Annotated in this window: 17 protein-coding genes; 12 read left to right on the top strand and 5 right to left on the bottom strand. The window is 67.7% G+C overall.

All coding sequences use genetic code 11. The features are described 5' to 3' along the window. Positions 1-42 precede the first annotated feature (42 nt). Both ACZY0R_RS14555 and ACZY0R_RS14550 read left to right on the top strand, forming a co-directional pair. A complete protein-coding gene (locus tag ACZY0R_RS14555) occupies positions 43-831 on the top strand; it encodes an enoyl-CoA hydratase/isomerase family protein (protein WP_488859055.1) in 789 nt (262 codons plus the stop codon). A gap of 112 nt (positions 832-943) precedes the next feature. Then, positions 944-2,968 (top strand): acetyl/propionyl/methylcrotonyl-CoA carboxylase subunit alpha, encoded by a 2,025-nt coding sequence (locus tag ACZY0R_RS14550; RefSeq protein WP_488859054.1) that lies wholly within the window; start codon positions 944-946, stop codon positions 2,966-2,968. Between the two features lie 75 nt (positions 2,969-3,043). Here ACZY0R_RS14550 and ACZY0R_RS14545 read toward each other — a convergent pair whose 3' ends face one another. After that, positions 3,044-3,949, bottom strand: coding sequence for a MurR/RpiR family transcriptional regulator (locus tag ACZY0R_RS14545; protein ID WP_488859053.1), 906 nt, complete (start codon positions 3,947-3,949; stop codon positions 3,044-3,046). A gap of 89 nt (positions 3,950-4,038) precedes the next feature. Between ACZY0R_RS14545 and ACZY0R_RS14540 the strand changes: the two genes are divergently transcribed. Both ACZY0R_RS14540 and ACZY0R_RS14535 read left to right on the top strand, forming a co-directional pair. Beyond that, positions 4,039-5,202: a M20 family metallopeptidase gene (locus ACZY0R_RS14540; RefSeq protein ID WP_488859052.1), complete on the top strand. Its 1,164-nt coding sequence runs from the start codon at positions 4,039-4,041 to the stop codon at positions 5,200-5,202. Between the two features lie 51 nt (positions 5,203-5,253). Beyond that, positions 5,254-6,255 carry a Bug family tripartite tricarboxylate transporter substrate binding protein gene (locus ACZY0R_RS14535; protein ID WP_156177412.1) on the top strand — a complete coding sequence of 334 codons (1,002 nt, stop codon included), beginning with the start codon at positions 5,254-5,256 and terminating at the stop codon, positions 6,253-6,255. Positions 6,256-6,265: 10 nt separating this feature from the next. On the opposite strand, the gene ACZY0R_RS14530 is transcribed toward ACZY0R_RS14535, so the two are convergent. Next, on the bottom strand, positions 6,266-7,186 hold the full coding sequence (locus tag ACZY0R_RS14530; RefSeq protein ID WP_488859705.1) for a LysR family transcriptional regulator: 921 nt from the start codon (positions 7,184-7,186) through the stop codon (positions 6,266-6,268). 316 nt (positions 7,187-7,502) lie between these two features. Here ACZY0R_RS14530 and ACZY0R_RS14525 point away from each other — a divergent pair, with 316 nt between their 5' ends. From ACZY0R_RS14525 to ACZY0R_RS14490, 8 genes are all read left to right on the top strand, one after another. After that, positions 7,503-8,237 carry a class I SAM-dependent methyltransferase gene (locus tag ACZY0R_RS14525; RefSeq protein WP_045242428.1) on the top strand — a complete coding sequence of 245 codons (735 nt, stop codon included), beginning with the start codon at positions 7,503-7,505 and terminating at the stop codon, positions 8,235-8,237. A gap of 74 nt (positions 8,238-8,311) precedes the next feature. Beyond that, the gene (locus ACZY0R_RS14520; RefSeq protein WP_488859051.1) at positions 8,312-9,232 is read left to right on the top strand and encodes a LysR substrate-binding domain-containing protein; all 921 of its coding nucleotides are present in this window, start codon (positions 8,312-8,314) and stop codon (positions 9,230-9,232) included. 108 nt (positions 9,233-9,340) lie between these two features. Next, positions 9,341-9,814 (top strand): RidA family protein, encoded by a 474-nt coding sequence (locus ACZY0R_RS14515; protein ID WP_488859050.1) that lies wholly within the window; start codon positions 9,341-9,343, stop codon positions 9,812-9,814. Positions 9,815-9,840: 26 nt separating this feature from the next. After that, entirely contained in the window at positions 9,841-11,037 is a 1,197-nt protein-coding gene (locus ACZY0R_RS14510) for an aminotransferase class V-fold PLP-dependent enzyme (protein ID WP_488859049.1), read from the top strand. A gap of 212 nt (positions 11,038-11,249) precedes the next feature. Beyond that, the gene (locus tag ACZY0R_RS14505) at positions 11,250-12,458 is read left to right on the top strand and encodes an efflux RND transporter periplasmic adaptor subunit (RefSeq protein WP_488859048.1); all 1,209 of its coding nucleotides are present in this window, start codon (positions 11,250-11,252) and stop codon (positions 12,456-12,458) included. Next, positions 12,455-13,150 (top strand): ABC transporter ATP-binding protein, encoded by a 696-nt coding sequence (locus tag ACZY0R_RS14500; RefSeq protein WP_488859047.1) that lies wholly within the window; start codon positions 12,455-12,457, stop codon positions 13,148-13,150. Before ACZY0R_RS14505 ends, ACZY0R_RS14500 begins: the two co-directional genes overlap by 4 nt. Continuing rightward, the gene (locus tag ACZY0R_RS14495; protein WP_045242423.1) at positions 13,137-14,345 is read left to right on the top strand and encodes an ABC transporter permease; all 1,209 of its coding nucleotides are present in this window, start codon (positions 13,137-13,139) and stop codon (positions 14,343-14,345) included. The genes ACZY0R_RS14500 and ACZY0R_RS14495 overlap by 14 nt, the downstream gene beginning before the upstream one ends. A gap of 3 nt (positions 14,346-14,348) precedes the next feature. Next, entirely contained in the window at positions 14,349-15,548 is a 1,200-nt protein-coding gene (locus ACZY0R_RS14490) for an ABC transporter permease (protein WP_488859046.1), read from the top strand. A gap of 580 nt (positions 15,549-16,128) precedes the next feature. Here ACZY0R_RS14490 and ACZY0R_RS14485 read toward each other — a convergent pair. The 3 genes from ACZY0R_RS14485 to ACZY0R_RS14475 all read right to left on the bottom strand — a co-directional run bounded on the left by ACZY0R_RS14485 (position 16,129) and on the right by ACZY0R_RS14475 (position 18,433). Continuing rightward, the gene (locus ACZY0R_RS14485) at positions 16,129-16,509 is read right to left on the bottom strand and encodes an EF-hand domain-containing protein (protein ID WP_488859703.1); all 381 of its coding nucleotides are present in this window, start codon (positions 16,507-16,509) and stop codon (positions 16,129-16,131) included. A gap of 215 nt (positions 16,510-16,724) precedes the next feature. Beyond that, entirely contained in the window at positions 16,725-18,011 is a 1,287-nt protein-coding gene (locus ACZY0R_RS14480; protein ID WP_488859045.1) for an RNA polymerase sigma factor, read from the bottom strand. Positions 18,012-18,016: 5 nt separating this feature from the next. Beyond that, positions 18,017-18,433: a VOC family protein gene (locus ACZY0R_RS14475; protein ID WP_488859044.1), complete on the bottom strand. Its 417-nt coding sequence runs from the start codon at positions 18,431-18,433 to the stop codon at positions 18,017-18,019. Between the last annotated feature and the right edge of the window lie 57 nt (positions 18,434-18,490).

The raw sequence follows: 18,490 nt of genomic DNA, 5'->3' as shown, positions 1-18,490 counted from the left end.
GCCCCGGATATTGAATCGCACCGCATCGCACAGGACACAACCATGGAATTCACCACCCTGACCGTCACCGCCGCGCAGCACGTGGCCACCGTCACGCTGAACCGGCCGGACGTGCGCAACGCTTTTAACGAGACCGTGATCGCCGAGCTGACCGGCGCCTTCCGCGCGCTGGGCAGCGAGCCCGCGGTGCGTGCCATCGTGCTGGCGGGCAATGGCCCGGCCTTCTGCGCGGGCGCGGACCTGAACTGGATGAAGAAGATGGCCGGCTACTCGCACGACGAGAACCGGTCCGATGCGCTGACCCTGGCGCAGATGCTGCACACGATCTGGGCCTGCCCCAAGCCCGTGATTGCACGCATCCACGGCGACACCTATGCCGGCGGCGTGGGCCTGGTTGCGGCCTGCGACATCGCGGTAGCCGCGGAACCGGTGAATTTCTGCCTGTCGGAAGCGCGCCTGGGCCTGTTGCCCGCCACCATCAGCCCCTATGTGATCCGCGCCATGGGCGAGCAGGCCGCGCGCCGCTACTTCATCACGGCCGAGCGCTTCGGCGCGGCCGAGGCGTTGCGACTCGGCTTTGTGCATGAGGTGGTGCCGGCCGACGCGCTGGACGCCAAGGTGGCCGAACTGGCCGCCGCGCTGGTGGCCAACAGCCCCAACGCCGTGCGCGAGAGCAAGCGGCTGGTGCAGGAGGTGTCGGGCCGGGCTATCGACGATGCGCTGCTGGCCGATACCGCCGACCGCATTGCCGCGATCCGCGCCTCGGGAGAAGGCCGCGAGGGCGTGCGTTCCTTCCTGGAAAAACGCTCGCCGTCCTGGCGGCCTGCCTGAGCGAACCTCCAGCCAGCCCCCAGCCAATCAAGCGCCGTGCGGCACGGGTAGCCGCCGAACCACCCGCGCGGCCATCGCAGCCACGCCGCCAGAACTAAAACTAGGAACAGCCATGTTCAACAAGATCCTGATCGCCAACCGCGGCGAAATCGCCTGCCGCGTGGCAGCCACCTGCCGCCGCCTTGGCATCCGCACGGTAGCCGTCTACTCCGATGCCGACGCCAACGCGCGCCACGTGGCGCTGTGCGACGAGGCCGTGCACATCGGCGCCGCCGCCGCGCGCGACAGCTACCTGCGCGGCGACCACATCATCGAGATGGCCAAGGCGACCGGCGCGCAGGCGATCCATCCGGGCTACGGCTTCCTCTCAGAAAACGACGGCTTCGCCGATGCCTGCGCCGCGGCGGGCCTAGTCTTTATCGGCCCGCCGGCATCGAGCATCCGCGCCATGGGCAGCAAGAGCGCGGCCAAACGCCTGATGGAAGAAGCCGCGGTGCCGCTGGTGCCGGGCTATCACGGTGAAGACCAGGACCCGGTGCTGCTGCGGCACGAGGCCGACCGCATCGGCTACCCGGTGCTGCTGAAAGCCAGCGCCGGCGGCGGCGGCAAGGGCATGCGCGTGGTGGAAGCCAGCGAAGGCTTCGAAGCCGCGCTGGCTTCGGTGCAGCGCGAGGCCAGCGCCAGCTTCGGCGACGACCGCGTGCTGGTGGAGAAATACCTGACCCGACCGCGCCATATCGAAATCCAGGTGTTTGCCGACACGCATGGCAACTGCGTCTACCTGTTCGAGCGCGACTGTTCGGTGCAGCGGCGCCACCAGAAAGTGCTGGAGGAAGCCCCGGCGCCCGGCATGAGCGAGGAACGCCGGCGGGCGATGGGCGAAGCCGCCGTTGCGGCGGCGCAGGCCGTCGGCTATGTCGGCGCGGGCACCGTTGAGTTCATCGCCAACCAGGACGGCTCGTTCTACTTCATGGAGATGAACACCCGCCTGCAAGTGGAGCATCCGGTCACCGAGATGATCACCGGGCAAGACCTGGTGGAATGGCAACTGCGCGTGGCCTCGGGCGAGCCGCTGCCGCTGAAGCAAGATCAGCTTCGCATCCACGGCCATGCGCTGGAAGCGCGCGTCTACGCCGAGAATCCCGACAAGGGGTTCCTGCCCTCCACCGGCACGCTGCGCTACCTGCGCACCCCGGCGGCGGTGACGTTCGCCCTTGGCCATGACGGCGACGGCCCGGCCGGCGTGCGCATCGATTCCGGTGTGCGCGAGGGCGACACCATCAGCCCTTACTACGACCCCATGATCGCCAAGCTGATCGTGTGGGGCCGCGACCGCGAGGAAGCGCTCGCCCGCATGGCGCAGGCGCTGGCGGAGTATCACGTGGTGGGCCTGTCGACCAATATCGCCTTCCTGCAACGGCTGGTGACTTCGCAGGCGTTCCGCACCGCCGACCTCGACACCGGGCTGATCGAACGCAACCAGGCAGCATTATTCCCGCCGACCGCGCAGGTGGGCACCGAGACCATCGCGCTGGCGGTAGCGGCGCTGGTGGATGCGGAAACCCGCGCGCGGCGCGTCGATCCGGCCGATGCGCATTCGCCGTGGCAAAACGCCGGGGCATGGCGCTTGAACGGCGACGCCAGCAGCCAGTTCCGCCTGCGCACCAGCGAAGGCGAAACGCTTGCCAGCCTGCGCAGCGATAGCGGCAAGCAATGGCTCACCGTGGGCGACCAGACCGTGCCCTTCCGCGCCACCACCCAGGCCGGCGGCTACGCGCTCGACCTTGGCGCGCGCACCGTCAAGGGCAGCACCCATATCGACGGTGAAACGCTTTACGTGTTCAGCGGCGCGCAGCAAACCCGGCTGGAGGTCATCGACCCGCTCGCCCACGCGGGCACGGCCGATGCCGAGGGCGGCAAGCTGGTGGCACCGATGCCGGGCCGCATCATCGCGGTGATGGTTCAGGCCGGCGCCGTCATCGGCAAGGGTGATCCGCTGATCGTGATGGAAGCCATGAAGATGGAGCACACACTGACTGCGCCCGCCGACGGTGTGGTGCAGGAAGTGCTCTACGCCATCGGCGATCAGGTGCAGGATGGCGCGCAGCTGGTCACGCTGGAAGATGTAGTGGTGTGAGTTAATGCATGCCTTTGGGGGGGCTGCTTGTAGCCCCGCGCCAGCGGCGAAATCCCCGGCAGTGCCAGCACCAGCCTACCCCCGCCTCAAACCCTCAACAGGATCAGCCTCAAAGGCTTCCCACAGCGCATCGCGCCGTTGCAACGCCTTAATGACCGCCGGATGGCGCAATTGCGCTACCGCCGAGACCAGCGCATTGCACAAGAAGAAGGCCGCCGTATAGGAATCAAAGGGGGAAGCATTGGCCGTGCGCACCAGCAGATGATGATGCGACAGCGGAACCAGTGGCGCGGCCGGACTGTCGCAAATCGCAATCACGCGCGCACCGCGCTCCCGGAAAGCGCGGGCGATGCTCACCGGCGCGCTGGAATAGCGGCGGATGCTGAACGTCAGGAGCACATCCTCGGGCTCCACCCACAGCATGGCGTCCGTGGCAGTCACCGCTCCTGCCCCCAACTCCTGAACCTGCGGCCGGCACATGTTCAGATGCAGCGCCAGCCATGCCCCCACAGGCGCGCTGTTTTTCTGCGCCAGCACGAACAACCGCCCGCGCGACTCGGCTAGCAGACGCGCAATCGCCTCGAAGGCCGCCATGTCCAGCCCATCGTGGGTGGCCGCCAGGTTGTGCTGGTCGTGCAGCAGCGCGTCGTCCACGCAGGCGCGCAAAGTACGCTTGCCACCGATCGTGGCCGGCGCGCGCTGGCCGGCGGTGGGCAGGAGCGCCGTCACGCTGGCCCGCGCCTCGCGCTGGGCGTCGGCATAGCTGGCATAGCCCAGCTTGGCGAACAGGCGCACCACCGTCGAGGCGCTCGTGCCGTGCTGGGCGGCAAGCGAGGTGGCCGATTCCAGCAACGCATGCGGATAGTCGCGGCCCAGTGCATCGGCCAGCGTGCGCTCGCGGGTGGTCAGCGTGGCCGCCTCGCGCGCGAGGCGCTCAAGCAGGGTGGCGCTGTGTTGAGGGGGCTCCTGTCGATTTTTCATGGCGTTGACACATTGCAATGCATATTGCATGATCATAGCACTGTTGCAATGCATGAATCAGATCCACACGGTGGAAGGAGCGGGGGTATATGGCGGATAGCGAGATGCTTGCCGAGGCGGCGGGCGAGGTGATCGACTGGCTGGAAGGCCAGCAGGCTGAAATGCAGGCGCTGCTGCAGCGCATTGTGGACATCGACAGCGGCAGCCGGCAGGAAGCCGGCGTGACGGCCGTGGCAGAGGTCCTGCGCGGACACCTGCAAGCTGCGGGCATTGCGGTCACGCTGCATGCCGTGCCCGGCTACGGCGTGTGCCTGGATGCGCTGGTGCCCGGCGCCGGCGATGGCGCGCCGATCCTGCTCATGGGCCATATGGACACCGTGTTCCCGGCCGGCACGGCGGCGCGCCGTCCCTTCCGCGTGGAAAACGGGCTTGCCTACGGGCCAGGCGTGGCCGACATGAAATCGGGCCTGGTGATGAATGTGTTCGTGGCCGAGGCCCTGGCGCGCTGCGGCGGCAACGCCCTGCCAGTGCGCCTTTTCTTTTCCTGCGACGAAGAAATCGGATCGGCCGCCACCCGCGAGCGGATCATGGACGTGGCGCGCGGCGCGCGTGCCGTGTTCAACGCCGAGCCTGGCCGCGTCAGCGGCAACCTGGTGACCGGGCGCAAGGGGTCGATGGTGGTGGAGTTCGAGGTAGAGGGCGTGGCCGCGCACGCGGGCGTCAATCATGCCCAGGGTGCCAGCGCCATCGACGCGCTCGCGCGCAAGATCCTGGCGCTGCATGCGCTGACCGACGCCGAGCGGGGCATCACCACCAATGTGGGCTGCGTGAAAGGCGGTATCGTGCCCAACATGGTGGCACCGCATGCGCAGGCCGAGCTCGACGTGCGTTTCACCGCCGACACGGACATCGACGCGCTGGTCGAGCAGATACGCGCCATCATCGAGGCCGAATCGCTGCCGCGTACCACGGGCCGGATCACCGACATGCGCCGCACCCGGCCGATGACCCGCACGCCCGCGGACCTGCTGGCGCTGTACCAGCGCGGCGCGCAGCAGCTGGGCTTCTCGGTAGAGGGCGAATTCACCGGCGGCGCCGCCGATAGCGGGCTCACCTCCTCGGTGGGCACCCCCACGCTGTGCGGCACCGGCCCGGTGGGCGGCCATGCGCACACCGTGCGCGAGTACTGCGAGCTTGCCACCTTCGTGCCGCGCGCGCAGGCGGTAGCACTAGCCATCCTCGCACTGCGCTGAGCCGGGGCACTTCCCCTGCATCCGATGTTTAACCACCTTCACCACACTGCCATGCCGAACGTGCCATTCTCTCGCCGCCATTTCCTCCGCACCGGCCTCAGCGTAGCCGCGCTCGCGTGTGCCGCGCCGCTGGCCGCGCAAGCGCAAGGCGCGTATCCCTCGCGCCCCATCACGCTGGTGGTGCCCTTTCCGCCCGGTGGTTCGGTGGACATCATGGCCCGCCAGTACTCGGAGCCGCTCTCGCGCATCCTCGGCGTGCCGGTGGTCGTCGACAACCGCCCGGGCGCGGGCGGCTCGGTCGCCACGCAATCGGTGGCGCGCAGCAAGCCCGATGGCTATACGCTGGTGGTCTCCTCCCAGAGCAGTCACCTGGCCAACCCGCTGACCCAGCCGAAGCTGGGCTACGACCCGATCAAGGATTTCGAGAACATCGCCATCCTGGGCCGCCAGCCCAACGCCCTGGTGGTGCACTCGAGCCTGCCGGTGCGTACCTTCGCGGAGTTCCTCGCCTACGCGAAAAAGAACCCGGGCAAGCTCGACTACGGCAGCGGCGGGGTTGGCAGCATGGGCCAGCTGAATGTGGAGATGCTCAAGGCCAGCACCGGCATCTATGCCACGCACATTCCCTATCGCGGCGGCACGCATTTGATCACGGCAGTGCTGAGCAATGAAGTCCAGTTCATCCTCGACAACCTGGTCATCATGCTGCCCTACATCAAGGAAGGAAAGGTGCGTGCGCTGGCGGTGGCTTCCGAACAGCGCCTGCCGCAGCTGCCCGATGTGCCGACCATGGCCGAGCTAGGCTATCCACAGCTCAACCTGAGCTCCTGGACAGGCATTGCCGCGCCTGCCGGCACGCCCGAGCCGGTGGTGCAGAAGCTCTACCAGGCGGTGCGCCAGGCCGCCAGCGACCCCGCCATGCAGACGGCCCTGCGCGCGCGCGGCGTGTTCCCGCCCGAGGAGATGGCGCCGGCCGCCTTCGAGCGGATGATGGCCGAGCGGATGCAGCGCTACGGCGAAGTGGTCCGGCGAGCCCGGATCTCGGCGGAGTGAGTGCGCGGGATCAAGGCCTGACGGTGGCCGCCCCGCCCTGCCCGTCGTGCCCGCCCGTGCGCAGCATGTCGATGACAAGCTGCATGGCGGGCGTGGGCGGGCGGCTCTTGCGCAGCACCAGGCCATAGGGTGCGAGCCGGCCATGCAAGGCTACCGGCAGCGTGGCGATCATGTTCAGGTCTTCGTAGTAGCGGGCCACCGAGGTGGGCAGCACGGCCAGCATGTCGGATTCGCGCAGCACGGACAGCGTGGTGAGGATCGACGACGTCTCCACCGTGCTCACCGGCGGCGGCACGCGGTTCTCACGGAAGGTCTGGTCGATGATCTGGCGCATCGGGCTGGGATGCGGCTGGATGATCCACGCGTATTCCGTCAGCGCGGCCAGTTTCAGCTTGCCGCGCTCCGCCGCCGGATGCCCCACGCGGGTGACGATGGACAGCGCCTCCTCCCCCAGCGTCTCGAACGACAGCTCCTCCGACGGCCAGCCATCCGGGATGCGGCCCAGCACGATATCGATCTGGTCCTGCTGCAGGGCGTGCACCAGCACATCACTGGTATCGATCTGCACGATGATGTGAAGGCGCGGATGCGCCTGCTTGAGCCTGACGATCACCCGGGTCAGCAAATCCGGCGCCGGCGCCATCACGGCGCCCACGCGCACCTTGCCGACATCGCCAGCCTGGATGGCGACCAGTTCTTCGCGCAACTCGTCCATGTCGGCAAAAACCACCCGCGCGTAGCGCATCACCGCCTTGCCCGACACCGTGGGGTCCAGCCCGCGTGCGTGGCGCGTGAACAGCGATACGCCAAGTACATCCTCCAGTTCCTGCAAGGACTTGGTGGCCGCCGGCTGGGTCAGCGCCAGCCCTTCCGCCGCCTGGCGCAACGAGGGCGACTCCGACAGCGCCAGCATCAGCTGCAGGTGCCGCATACGCAGGCGTTTGCGGATGGACGCGCTGGATGGGATGGTCACGGCGATAAGCTCCGAGAATAGGCGGACAACAATATCCGATGTTTTGTTTATCGCGGATTCTCGCACATGGCTTGGGCGCGAGAGCGGTCTGCCGCGGCTGGCCTTTCCGGCACATTCCCGCCGCCGCTACGGCGTCCGGAGCCCTTCTTCCGCATTTTTCGCTGCACTTCGGCGCATTTGCCGCCTGTTTCCGCGCTGCTGCGGTGCTTTTCGGGCATACTGGCTGGCTCCCTCCCCATTGCGAAGCCGGCGTCCTGGCTTCCCCCCCCCCTCGATGCCCGGCTATCAAACCAAGCAAGAGAGCATCGCCGTCGCCGGCGTCGCCGACCTGGTCATTCGCTCGCTGCTGGATAAGCAGCAGTACTACGACCCCCTCGGCGAAGCCGATCGCATGGGCATTTCTTCCGCCATGTGGCCGCTGTTCGGCCTGCTGTGGCCATCCGGCGCGCACCTGGCTGCCCGCATGGCGGCGCGTCCGGTGGATATCACCGAACGCGTGCTGGAGATCGGCTGCGGCCTGGGCCTGGCCAGCCTGGTGGGACACCGCCGCGGCGCCGACATGACCGCCAGCGACTGCCATCCGATGGCAGCCAGCTTCCTGGCGGAAAACGTGCGCCTGAATGGCCTGGCGCCGATGAAATACCGGCACGGGCACTGGAGCGCCACGGCGCCGGAACAGGACGCCGCCGAGGGTGCGAGCCCGGCCAGCGCCTACGTCCACGGCCATTTCGACCTGATCATCGGCAGCGACCTGCTCTACGAGCGCGATGCCAATGCCAGCCTGGCTCACTTTATCGGGCGCCATGCCAGCCCCACCGTCGAGGTCTGGATCGTCGATCCCGACCGCGGCAACCGCCCGGCCTTCAACCGGCAGATGGCCGAGCAGGGTTTCCTGATGCGCGAGGAAAAGCTGGACCGCGCGGCCTCCCCCGGCGTGGAGGCCTATAAGGGGCGCCTGCTGGTTTATCGGTGGGCCGCGCCGATGCCGCCCGCGCCCGCCCTGCATTAGCAGCCCCCCGCCCGCAAGCACCTCCCCGCGACAAGGCGTAGCATATCGGCTCCCCAAGCCCTCCGCCTAGCCTCATGCGTTCCACGCGATCCCTGCCGCCCCTTGTGTCCCTGCGCGCTTTCGAAGCGGCTGCAAGACGCCTGAGCTTCAGCCAGGCGGGGCAAGAGCTGTTCGTCTCGCAAAGCGCGGTCAGCCACCATATCCAGAAACTGGAAGAAGACCTCGGCGTGGCGTTGTTCGAGCGGCGCGCCCGCGCCGTAGCGCTGACCCAGGCGGGGCAGGCTTACTACGCACAGGTCCATGCGGCATTCGAGCTGCTGCGCCAGGGCACCGAGCAGATCCGCGCCCCCGCCGGCGCGCGCACGGCCCTGACCGTGGGGCTGCTGGCGTCCTTTGGCACGCGCTGGCTGGCGCCGCGGTTGCCGGCCTTCTCGGCCGAGCATCCCGGCATCGACCTGCAGTTGCGCCCCGATATCGCCCTTGCGGACGTGGCGGGCGGCGAGGTGGACGTGGCGATCCGCTACGGCCGGGGCGCCTGGCCGGGCGTGGACGCGCAACTGATCATGCCCGAGCGCTTGTCGGTGGTCTGCGTCCCCGCGCTGATCGCGGGCCCGGACCGCCCGCGCAAGCCGCAGGACCTGCTGCGCTACCCGTTCCTGGCCTCGCATGCCAGGCATCCGTTCGAATGGGATGCCTGGGCCCGCCGCTTCGGCCTGGAGCTTGGCCAGGCACAGACCGTGCGCCTGCACGACTACAACATCGTGGTGGAAGCGGCGCTCGCCGGGCAAGGCATGGCGATGGGCCGGCACCGCCTGATCGCCCAGCAGCTGGCCAGCGGCGCACTGGTGCCCGCACTGCCCGGCGCGGTATTAGATGACCCCGGCATCGGATGGTGGCTGGTCACGCCGCGCGGCCCGCTGAGCGAGGCCGCGTCGGCATTCCGTGCGTGGCTCCTCGAAACCGCCGTCCGCGACCCGATGGACGGCACGCATTAGCCGCCACGCATTAGTTTTACTCATGCATGCGGGCCAAGAATTGATTGGTTCCGACGTGGCCAAGCCGATAGGATTGGCGTTTCCCAACCTCGTTCCGGCGTAACCGACATGACCCTCTCCATCTCCGCCCGCGTGGCCGAACTCGGCCTGGCCCTGGAATCCGCGGCCGCTCCCGCCGCCAACTACGTGGCGTTCGTGCAGGAAGGCAATCTGCTCTTTATCTCCGGCCAGATCTCACGCAAGGATGGCCAGCCCGCCTACCTGGGGCGCCTGGGCGACAACATCTCCGACGAAGACGGCGTGCAGGCCGCGCGGCTGTCGGCGCTGGGCATCCTGTCGCAGATTGCCGCCGCCACGGGTGACCGGCTGGACCGCGTGGCCCGTGTCGTACGCCTTGGCGTCTTCGTGGCCAGCACGCCGGAATTCCATCGCCAGAGCGCCATCGCCAACGGCGCATCGGACCTGATGGTGCAGGTATTCGGCGAGGCGGGTCGTCACGCGCGCGCCGCCGTTGGCGTTGCGTCGCTGCCCAGCGGCGTTGCCGTGGAAGTCGAAGCCGTGCTCTCGCTGACCCAGCCCTGAACCCGACGCGCCCTACCGGAACCCCCATGCCCGCCCCCCTCACCCCCGCCGCCGTGGACGCGCAGCGCGCCCGCGCGCCAGGCACGCTGACCACCACGCATTTCAATCACGCCGGCGCCTCGCTGCCCTCCGCGGCCACGCTGGAGGCAATCCACGCCCACCTGCGGCGCGAAGCCACGCAGGGGCCAATGGAGGCCGGCGTAGCGGCCCGCGAACAAACGGAACGCGCGCGTACGCTTGCCGCGCAGTTGCTGAACGCCCAGCCGGCGGAGATCGCCCTGACCACAGGCAATTCTCCCGGCTGGGGCGCCGCCTTTGCCGCACTGGGATCCTGGCAGCCCGGCGACCGCATCCTGGTAGGGCGCCATGAATGGGGCGGCAACCTGGCCGCCATGCGCCTCACGGCGCAGCGCGCGGGCGCCTCGATCGAAGCCATTCCGTCCGATAGCAGCGGCGCCGTGGATCCCGAAGCGCTGGAGGCTATGCTGGACGACCGCGTGCGCCTGATTGCGCTGACCTGGCTGCCGGCCAACGGCGGACTCATCAATCCCGCCGCAGCCATCGGGAAGGTGGCGCGGCGCCACGGCATCCCCTACTTCATCGACGCCGCACAGGCGGTGGGCCAGTTGCCGGTCGACGTGGCCCAGGTAGGCTGCGATGTGCTGAGCGGCGCCGGCCGCAAGGCGCTGCGCGGACCAAGGGGCACCGGCCTGCTCTACGTGCGGCAGGATTTCCTGCCCCGCCTGACGCCGGCATTCGTCGACACCTATTCCGCGCCGCTGGATGCGCGCGGCGAGCCCGTCTTGCTGCCTGGCGCGGCCCGCTTCGAATCGGCGGAAGCATCGATGGCGCTGCGCTGCGGCCTGGCCAATGCCTTGCAGGAAGCGCTGGAGATCGGCCTTGAGAACATCCGTGCGCGGATCGATGCCACCGCACAGGCGCTGCGCGCGCAACTGGCCGAAATACCCGGCGTGACGGTGCTGGACCAGGGCCGCGAGCGCTCCGGACTGGTGGCCTTCAACGTGGCCGGCCAGGACCCCGTGTCGGTGCAGCGCAGCCTGGCGGCGCAGGGCGTGGTGATCGGCAGCAACGGCGCCGCCTATACGCCCCTGGATATGAACGCCCGCGGACTCAGCCAGATTGCCCGCGCCTCGGTCAGCTACCTGACCACCGAGGCGGAGATCGGGAAATTGCTGGGGGGCTTGCGCGCGCTGGTGCGTTAGCGCGCCGGACCGCGCACTGCGCGGTAGTTAAGCTGCCGGCGCATCACCCGCGCCCCCATCGCTAGCCCCCGTCCCGCCCCGCTCCTACATCACATGATCCCGGAAATGCGCCGCATGGGTGTCCCTCGGATGGGCTAGGATAAAAAGACCGCGGGACGGTGGGGCTGATGCAGCGCAACATTCGCACCCGACGTCTTCGCATCCCTGACCCTATGCCAGACAAGCCGCTGTCTCCGCCAGGAACGCTGACACGCAGCCGCCTCGTCAAGCGAGTCGCGATTGTCGTGGCGATACTCGCGGGCCTCGCTGGCACAGGCTGGTACGCAACCCGAGCCAAGCCGGTAGCGGTACTCACTGCCGAGGTCGAGCAGGGGCGAGTCGAGGCCACTGTCGCCAACACCCGGGCAGGCTCGGTGTCAGCCTGCCGGCGGGCGAAACTGGCGCCGCCGGCGGCCGGACGCATCGAGGTGTTGAATATCCACAAGGGTGATCGGGTGAAGGCTGGCCAGATACTCCTCGTCCTCTGGAACGAAGATCTGGTCGCGCGCGAACAACTCTCGCAAAACCAGTTGCTAACGGCCACCGCGCACGTGCGCGAAGTGTGCGAACTGGCCAAGGCGGCGGCAAGCGACGCCAGGCGCTCGCGGGAACTGGTGGGGAAAGGCTTCGTCTCGCCCCAGGCAGTGGAACGGACCGATGCCGACGCCGACTCCAGGCGCGCCGCGTGCGAATCCGCGAAGGCGCAGGTGAAGGAGGCCGGGGCGCGTATCGCCGCCTCGCGCGCGGATACTGCGCGCACGGTGCTGAAGGCGCCTTTCGACGGCGTGGTGGCCGAAGTCAACGGTGAGATTGGCGAATACCTGACGCCCTCGCCGCCCGGCATCCCGACGCTGCCCGCCGTGGACCTGATCGACGACTCGTGCCTCTATGTATCCGCACCGATCGACGAGATCGACGCGGCACGCCTGCAGGTCGGCATGCCGGCGCGCGTCACCCTCGACGCCTATCGGGGCAGGCATTTCGAAGGCAGGCTGCGCCGCATCGCCCCCTATGTCCTGGCACTGGAGAAGCAGGCCCGCACCGTTGAAGTCGAGGTCCAGTTCGACAGCCCCGACATCGTCCGCCATCTCCTGGTGGGCTATAGCGCCGATGTGGAAATCGTGACAGATGCCCGCGACCAGGCGCTGCGCATCCCTACCGCTGCACTGACGTCCGGCAACCGCGTGCTGGTGTTGAATGCCGCCGGCAGGCTGGAGGCGCGCAAGCTCGACACCGGGATTTCCAACACGGAGTTCACCGAGGTGACGGCGGGGCTCAAGCGCGGTGAGCGCGTCGTCACGTCACCGGAACGGATTGGCCTCCAGGCCGGCATCGCCGCTGTCGAGGAAAAACAGACTTCCGTGGAGACGCAAGCAAAATGATCCGGCTCCACGGCATCGGGCGGACCTTCGTGCTGGGCGGCGAGGCTGTGCATGCGCTCCATGGAGTCGACCTTGCGGTTGCTCAGGGAGAGTACCTCTCCATCATGGGCCCATCGGGCTCTGGCAAGTCCACCTTGCTAAATATCCTGGGCCTGCTGGATCGCGCCGATACAGGTACTTACCAATTGGACGGCCGCGACGTGACCGCGCTCCCGGACGACGAACTGGCGCGCCTGCGGCGTGAGAAGATCGGCTTTGTATTCCAGTTCTTTCACCTGGTGCCGCGCCTCACTGCCGCCGCAAACATCGAGCTGCCGATGGTGCTCGCAGGGATGGACCCGGCCGAACGCCGCCGCCGCGTGGACGCGCTGCTCGGCGAGTACGGCCTGCAAGACCGCGCCAGGCACCGGCCAGACGAACTCTCGGGCGGGCAGTGCCAGCGGGTTGCCATCGCCCGTGCAATGGCCATGCGCCCGGCGATGATTCTCGCCGACGAGCCCACCGGCAACCTGGACCGGCATACCGGCCAGGAAGTCATGGCCGTACTGGAAGGCCTGCATGCACAGGGTGCGACGCTGATCGTGGTCACGCACGACCCGGAGATCGGCGCCCGCTCCCGGCGCAGGCTGCGCATGGTGGACGGCGGCATCGCCGGTGACGAGCCGCGGCAGGATACCCATGCGGCTCACTGACGTCCTCGGTTTCACCTGGCAGGTACTGCGCGGCTACCGCTCACGCAGCCTGCTGATCCTGCTCGCCATGGGAATCGGTGTCGCCGCCGTGGTGACGGTGAGCGCGCTCGGCGAGGGAGCCAGGCTGTACGTGGTGAACCAGTTCGGCGCACTTGGCACCAACCTCGTCATCGTGCTGCCCGGGCGCAGCGAAACGGCCGGCGCAGCGCCGGGGATCGTGCTGGGCGCAACCACGCGCGACCTGACGCTGGATGATGCGCTCGCACTCAGGCGCAGTCCCGCCGTCCTGCGCGTCGCGCCGCTCATTGTCGGGAACGCGGATCTGCATGTTGGCGCGCTACGACGCGAAGCGCCGGTGCTGGGCTCCACCGCCGAACTGCTGGCGGTGCGCCATATGGCACTAGCCCAGGGCAGTTTCCTGCCCGAGGGCGATCCGCACCACGGCCAGCCCGTGTGCGTGATCGGCACCAGGGTGGCGATGGAGCTGTTCGGCACGCGCCAGGCGCTGGGTGAATGGCTGCGCATCGGAGACCGGCGCTTTCGCGTGATCGGGCTGCTGGCCGGCCAGGGCGAATCGCTGGGCTTCAACACGGACGAACTGGTCATCGTTCCCCTGTCCGCGGCCCAGGCCCTGTTCAACACCGACTCGCTGTTCCGCATCCTGATCGAGGCGAAGGCCCGCGAGCAGATCCAGGGCGCCAGGGCCGACGCCGAGGAGATCATTCGCCAGCGTCACGAAGGCAAGCGCGACGTGACCGTCATCACACAGGACGCGGTGCTCGCCACGTTCGACCGCATCCTGCGCGCGCTCACGCTGGCGGTGGGCGGCATCGCAGCCATCAGTCTCGCCGTGGCCGGCATTCTCATCATGAACGTGATGCTGATTGCCGTGACCCAGCGGCAGCGCGAAATCGGACTGCTCAAGGCGCTCGGCGCCACCGCCGGCCACATCCGGCTGCTCTTCTTCACCGAGGCGGTACTGCTGGCGCTCGGCGGCGTGGCCGCGGGCCTGGCTGTGGGCGAAGCCGCGTGCAGGCTTGCCGTACGGCTCTATCCGGCGATTCCCTTCACCCCGCCCTGGTGGGCCTTGCTGGGGGCGCCGGCCATCGCCGTCGTGACCGCCATCGCCTTCACCGTGGCACCGGCCCAACGCGCGGCAAAGCTGGATCCGGTGCAGGCCCTGTCGGGACGATGACCCATGCGCTACGCAGACTTCATCCAGTTCACCCTCGCCTCCCTGGCTGCCCACCGGCTACGCACCTTGCTCACCGCGCTGGGCATTGCCGTCGGCATCGCCGCGGTCATCCTGCTGACCTCAATCGGCGAAGGGCTGCATCGCTTCGTGATCGAAGAGTTCACCCAGTTCGGCACCAATCTGATCGGCGTGACGCCAGGCCGCACCCAGACCCACGGTGCTTCGCTCGGGTCGATCAACACCGTGCGCCCACTCACGATCGAGGACGCCATCGCCCTGCGCCATGCCCCCCACGTGCGGGTGACCAACCCACTGGTGCAGGGCAATGCCGAAGTCGACTACCTCGGTAAGAGCAGGCGGGTGACGTTGTATGGTGTCGGGCCCAGGTTCACCGAGGCACTGAGCATGCGCGTGGCCACCGGCCAGTTCCTGCCGGATGACGATCCGCGCGCCGCGCGGACGCTGGCGGTACTCGGCGCAAGAGTGGCGCGCGAACTGTTCGGCGGCGACAACCCGCTGGGCGCGCGCATCCGCGTGGGTAGTGAACGCTATCGCGTGGTGGGCGTGATGGAAGCGAAGGGCCAGATGCTGGGCTTCGACCTGGACGATACGGTCTATATACCGGCCGGTCGTGCCCTGGACCTGTTCAACCGGGAAAGCCTGGTCGAGATCGAGGTCACCTACGATCCCACCGCCCCGCTCCCCGATGTGGAGGACGGCATTAAACGCCTGTTGAGCGCGCGCCATGGTGCCGAGGACTTCACCGTCACGCCCCAGCAGAAGATGCTGGACGTGTTCGGCACCGTACTCGATGCCATTACCTTCGCGGTGGCAGCGATCGGCGCCATCTCGCTGATCGTGGGCGGCGTGGGGATCCTCACGATCCTCACCATCGCTGTGGCCGAGCGCACATCGGAGATCGGGCTCCTGCGCGCCATCGGTGCGACCGAGGCACAGGTCATGCTCCTCTTCCTTGGTGAAGCCGCGGTGCTCGCTGCCATCGGCGGCATGGCGGGACTGCTGCTGGGATGGGGTATCGCGCTGGTGCTTACAACGGCGTTGCCGGCGCTGCCGGTCCACACACCGTGGTCCTACGCTGTGCTGGCCGAGCTGCTGGCGGTGGTGATTGGTCTGGCTGCCGGAGTGCTGCCGGCGCGCAGGGCGGCACGGCTTGCTCCGCAGGAGGCCTTGCGATCGGAATAGAAACTAGAAACCCGAACTGCAGATTTCTCAGCTTCCAGGCCTGCTGCAAGTTCCGGATTGTGATGAGTCGCCCCAGGCCAGCGGTCCACCGGACGCCTGAATAGGGGTTTATGCCAACTTTTCGCCGGCTTCGGGTTGCGGTCTACTGGAAGCGAATCAAGACATGGCTGGAGCGTGGATCGGTACTGCTGTGGCAGCCATTACCTTCCAGCCGTTGATTCCTACTTCAGGAGACAACACCATGGTGACGAAGCAGGACGATGCCTTCATTTTGAAGAACCTTCTCGCGCTGGCAGCAGTGGAGGCGCTCGGCGGCGCAATTGCGCTAGGGTTCGCCTTCAATCTCCTGACCTGACCTGACCTGACTGAAACGACAACGGAAACCCTCCGTCGTGTTCAGGTATAAAAGGTATTAAATAGAATTAAAGAATATTTAAAGCTCCCCGGCACTGGTTGCAATCCAGCCAGTTTCCGGGGATCTCTGTCGTCGGGGACCTGCATTTCCGATGCTGCCCCACCATCCGCTGCCAGCGGAATCCTGAAGCGTTTCGCTCGCGAATTCCCTGCCGGCACCGCCAGGTCAGTTCAGACTTCCCGGGTTCTGCGCCGCGGCCTTCTGCTTGGCCTTGGCCACAAAGTACGAGCCAATCTGCTTCTGCGTAACCTCGCCCTTCTTCTTCGTATCGATCTTGTCGAAGTTCTTGTAGACCTCCGGCATGCCGGCTTCCGCCTCCTCGCGGGTCAGCTTGCCGTCGTGGTTGGTATCGGCGGCAGCGAACTTTTCCGCGTATTTCGCTTTTGCTTCCTTTGCATTCATGGGCGCTTGAGGCGCAGCTTGAGGCGCGGCTTGCGGTGCGGCCTGAGGTGCAGGCTGTGGCGCGGGTTGTTGCGCGCCGACGGTGCCAGAGGCGAAGAATGCGACCAGCGCCAGGCTGGCGGTCGACAGTAGCCGTGGAATCATTGGAGTCTCCTGGAACACTTCGATGGTGAGGCCTGCCGGTCCTGCCGTCGTCGGCGGCCGGTTGGCTTTTGCAGAGCCCGGGAGCAATCGATCCCCCGGGCCCTTGGCTAGGATCATCGTCGGCTTTCCGGTATTGGGGAATTTAGATATTTCGGTATCCGATATTAGAGTTTTACCGGGGGCGGTGGTGACGCGCTGCAATGCGCGCTGGCGAATCACGACCGGGTGGCCCCCGCATCGCGCGCCCGCCCGAGCAGGAGCTCGCGCTCGCGGGCATTGCGCGTCATGCCCGCCGCGCGCTCGAATTCGGCACGGGCCTCATCCAGGCGGCCCAGCTTGAACAGCAAGTCCCCGCGCACGCTGGGCAGCAGGTGGTACTTCGCCAGCACCGGCGCGGCAACGAGCGCATCGACCAGCTCCAGGCCGGCTTCGGGGCCGAAGGCCATGCCGACCGCCACCGCGCGGTTCAGCGCCACCACCGGGGACGGCGCGACCTGGGACAGCGCATCGTAGAGCGCGGCAATCTGCGCCCAGTCGGTCTCGTCGGCGCTGGGCGCGCGGGCGTGGCAGGCCGCCAGCGCCGCCTGCAAGGCATAGGGCCCGAGCGCGCCACCGAGTTCCTCCGCCCGCGCCAGCGCGCCTAGCCCGCGCCGGATCAGCAAGTGGTCCCAGCGGCTGCGGTCCTGGTCGGGCAACAGCACCGGGCGGCCCTGTGCATCCACCCGCGCATGCGTGCGCGAGGCCTGGATCTCCATCAGCGCCACCAGTCCGTGCACTTCGCTTTCCTCCGGCACCAGGCGAGCCAGCGTGCGGCCCAGGCGCAGCGCTTCCTCGCACAGCGCGGGGCGCATCCAGTGGTCGCCAGCCGTGGCGGAATAACCTTCGTTGAAAATCAGGTAGATCACCTCCAGCACCGAAGCCAGGCGCGGCGCCCGTGCCTGCGGGCCGGGCACCTCGAAGGGCACGCGGGCCGCGCCGAGAGTGCGCTTGGCACGCACGATGCGTTGGGCGATGGTGGCCTCCGGCGTGAGAAAGGCACGCGCGATTTCCTCGGTGGTCAGCCCGCCCAGCAAGCGCAGCGTCATGGCGACCCGCGCATCCGTGGAGAGCACCGGATGGCAGGCGGTGAAGACCAGCCGCAGCAGGTCGTCGCCGATATCGTCCGCGCGCGCGGCGTCAAGCGCATCGACAAAATCCGGCACCACGTGAGCCTCCATCGCTTCGAGATCGTGGCCGATCTGCTCGTGCTTGCGGGCATGCAGTGCCTGCTGGCGCAGATGGTCGAGCGCGCGATTCTTCGCCGCGGTCATCAACCAGGCGGCGGGATTGTCCGGCACGCCGGTCTCGCCCCAGCGCTCCAGCGCGGCAACGAGCGCGTCCTGCGCCAGTTCTTCGGCCAGCCCCACGTCGCGCACCACGCGCGCAACGTGGGCGATGACCTTGGCGGATTCGATGCGCCAGACGGCTTCGATCGCCCGCTGCGTCGGTGTCGTCGTCACCATGTGCTTCAGGCCGCGCTGGTCGCGCCGGGCGCCGAGGGCTCCATATACACCAATTCCCAGATATGCCCGTCGAGATCATCGAATCCGTGCCCGTACATGAAGCCGTGGTCCTGCGGTGCGCGCGGCGCCGTTGCGCCGGCGGCCACGGCCTTGGCGACCAGGGCGTCCACCTCGGCGCGGCTCTCGCAGGAGAGGCAGATCAGCACTTCCGTGCTGTCGGTCGTGTCGCACAGCTTGCGGGTGGTGAAGGACTTGAAGAATTCATGCTTGAGCAGCATCGCGTAGATGTTTTCGCCGATGACCATGCAGGCGGCGTTGTCGTCGGTGAATTGCGGGTTGAAGGTAAATCCCAGGCCCTTGAAGAAATCCTGCGAGCGCTGCAGGTCGGCCACGGCAAGGTTCAGGTAGATTTGCTTATGCATGATGTTGTCCTTTGAATCCGGAATCGCGTGTTGGCGTGCATGCCTGGAGATGGCCGG

Source organism: Cupriavidus sp. F041 (assembly GCF_057814235.1).
This window is presented reverse-complemented; position numbering and strand designations above follow the sequence as displayed.

What these genes read in the sequence shown, in the direction of transcription:
- ACZY0R_RS14555 (WP_488859055.1), top strand. Translation starts at nt 43, where the DNA reads ATGGAATTCACCACCCTGACCGTCACCGCCGCGCAGCACGTGGCCACC.
- ACZY0R_RS14550 (WP_488859054.1), top strand. Translation starts at nt 944, where the DNA reads ATGTTCAACAAGATCCTGATCGCCAACCGCGGCGAAATCGCCTGCCGC.
- ACZY0R_RS14545 (WP_488859053.1), bottom strand. Translation starts at nt 3,949, where the DNA reads ATGAAAAATCGACAGGAGCCCCCTCAACACAGCGCCACCCTGCTTGAG.
- ACZY0R_RS14540 (WP_488859052.1), top strand. Translation starts at nt 4,039, where the DNA reads ATGGCGGATAGCGAGATGCTTGCCGAGGCGGCGGGCGAGGTGATCGAC.
- ACZY0R_RS14535 (WP_156177412.1), top strand. Translation starts at nt 5,254, where the DNA reads ATGCCGAACGTGCCATTCTCTCGCCGCCATTTCCTCCGCACCGGCCTC.
- ACZY0R_RS14530 (WP_488859705.1), bottom strand. Translation starts at nt 7,186, where the DNA reads ATGCGGCACCTGCAGCTGATGCTGGCGCTGTCGGAGTCGCCCTCGTTG.
- ACZY0R_RS14525 (WP_045242428.1), top strand. Translation starts at nt 7,503, where the DNA reads ATGCCCGGCTATCAAACCAAGCAAGAGAGCATCGCCGTCGCCGGCGTC.
- ACZY0R_RS14520 (WP_488859051.1), top strand. Translation starts at nt 8,312, where the DNA reads ATGCGTTCCACGCGATCCCTGCCGCCCCTTGTGTCCCTGCGCGCTTTC.
- ACZY0R_RS14515 (WP_488859050.1), top strand. Translation starts at nt 9,341, where the DNA reads ATGACCCTCTCCATCTCCGCCCGCGTGGCCGAACTCGGCCTGGCCCTG.
- ACZY0R_RS14510 (WP_488859049.1), top strand. Translation starts at nt 9,841, where the DNA reads ATGCCCGCCCCCCTCACCCCCGCCGCCGTGGACGCGCAGCGCGCCCGC.
- ACZY0R_RS14505 (WP_488859048.1), top strand. Translation starts at nt 11,250, where the DNA reads ATGCCAGACAAGCCGCTGTCTCCGCCAGGAACGCTGACACGCAGCCGC.
- ACZY0R_RS14500 (WP_488859047.1), top strand. Translation starts at nt 12,455, where the DNA reads ATGATCCGGCTCCACGGCATCGGGCGGACCTTCGTGCTGGGCGGCGAG.
- ACZY0R_RS14495 (WP_045242423.1), top strand. Translation starts at nt 13,137, where the DNA reads ATGCGGCTCACTGACGTCCTCGGTTTCACCTGGCAGGTACTGCGCGGC.
- ACZY0R_RS14490 (WP_488859046.1), top strand. Translation starts at nt 14,349, where the DNA reads ATGCGCTACGCAGACTTCATCCAGTTCACCCTCGCCTCCCTGGCTGCC.
- ACZY0R_RS14485 (WP_488859703.1), bottom strand. Translation starts at nt 16,509, where the DNA reads ATGATTCCACGGCTACTGTCGACCGCCAGCCTGGCGCTGGTCGCATTC.
- ACZY0R_RS14480 (WP_488859045.1), bottom strand. Translation starts at nt 18,011, where the DNA reads ATGGTGACGACGACACCGACGCAGCGGGCGATCGAAGCCGTCTGGCGC.
- ACZY0R_RS14475 (WP_488859044.1), bottom strand. Translation starts at nt 18,433, where the DNA reads ATGCATAAGCAAATCTACCTGAACCTTGCCGTGGCCGACCTGCAGCGC.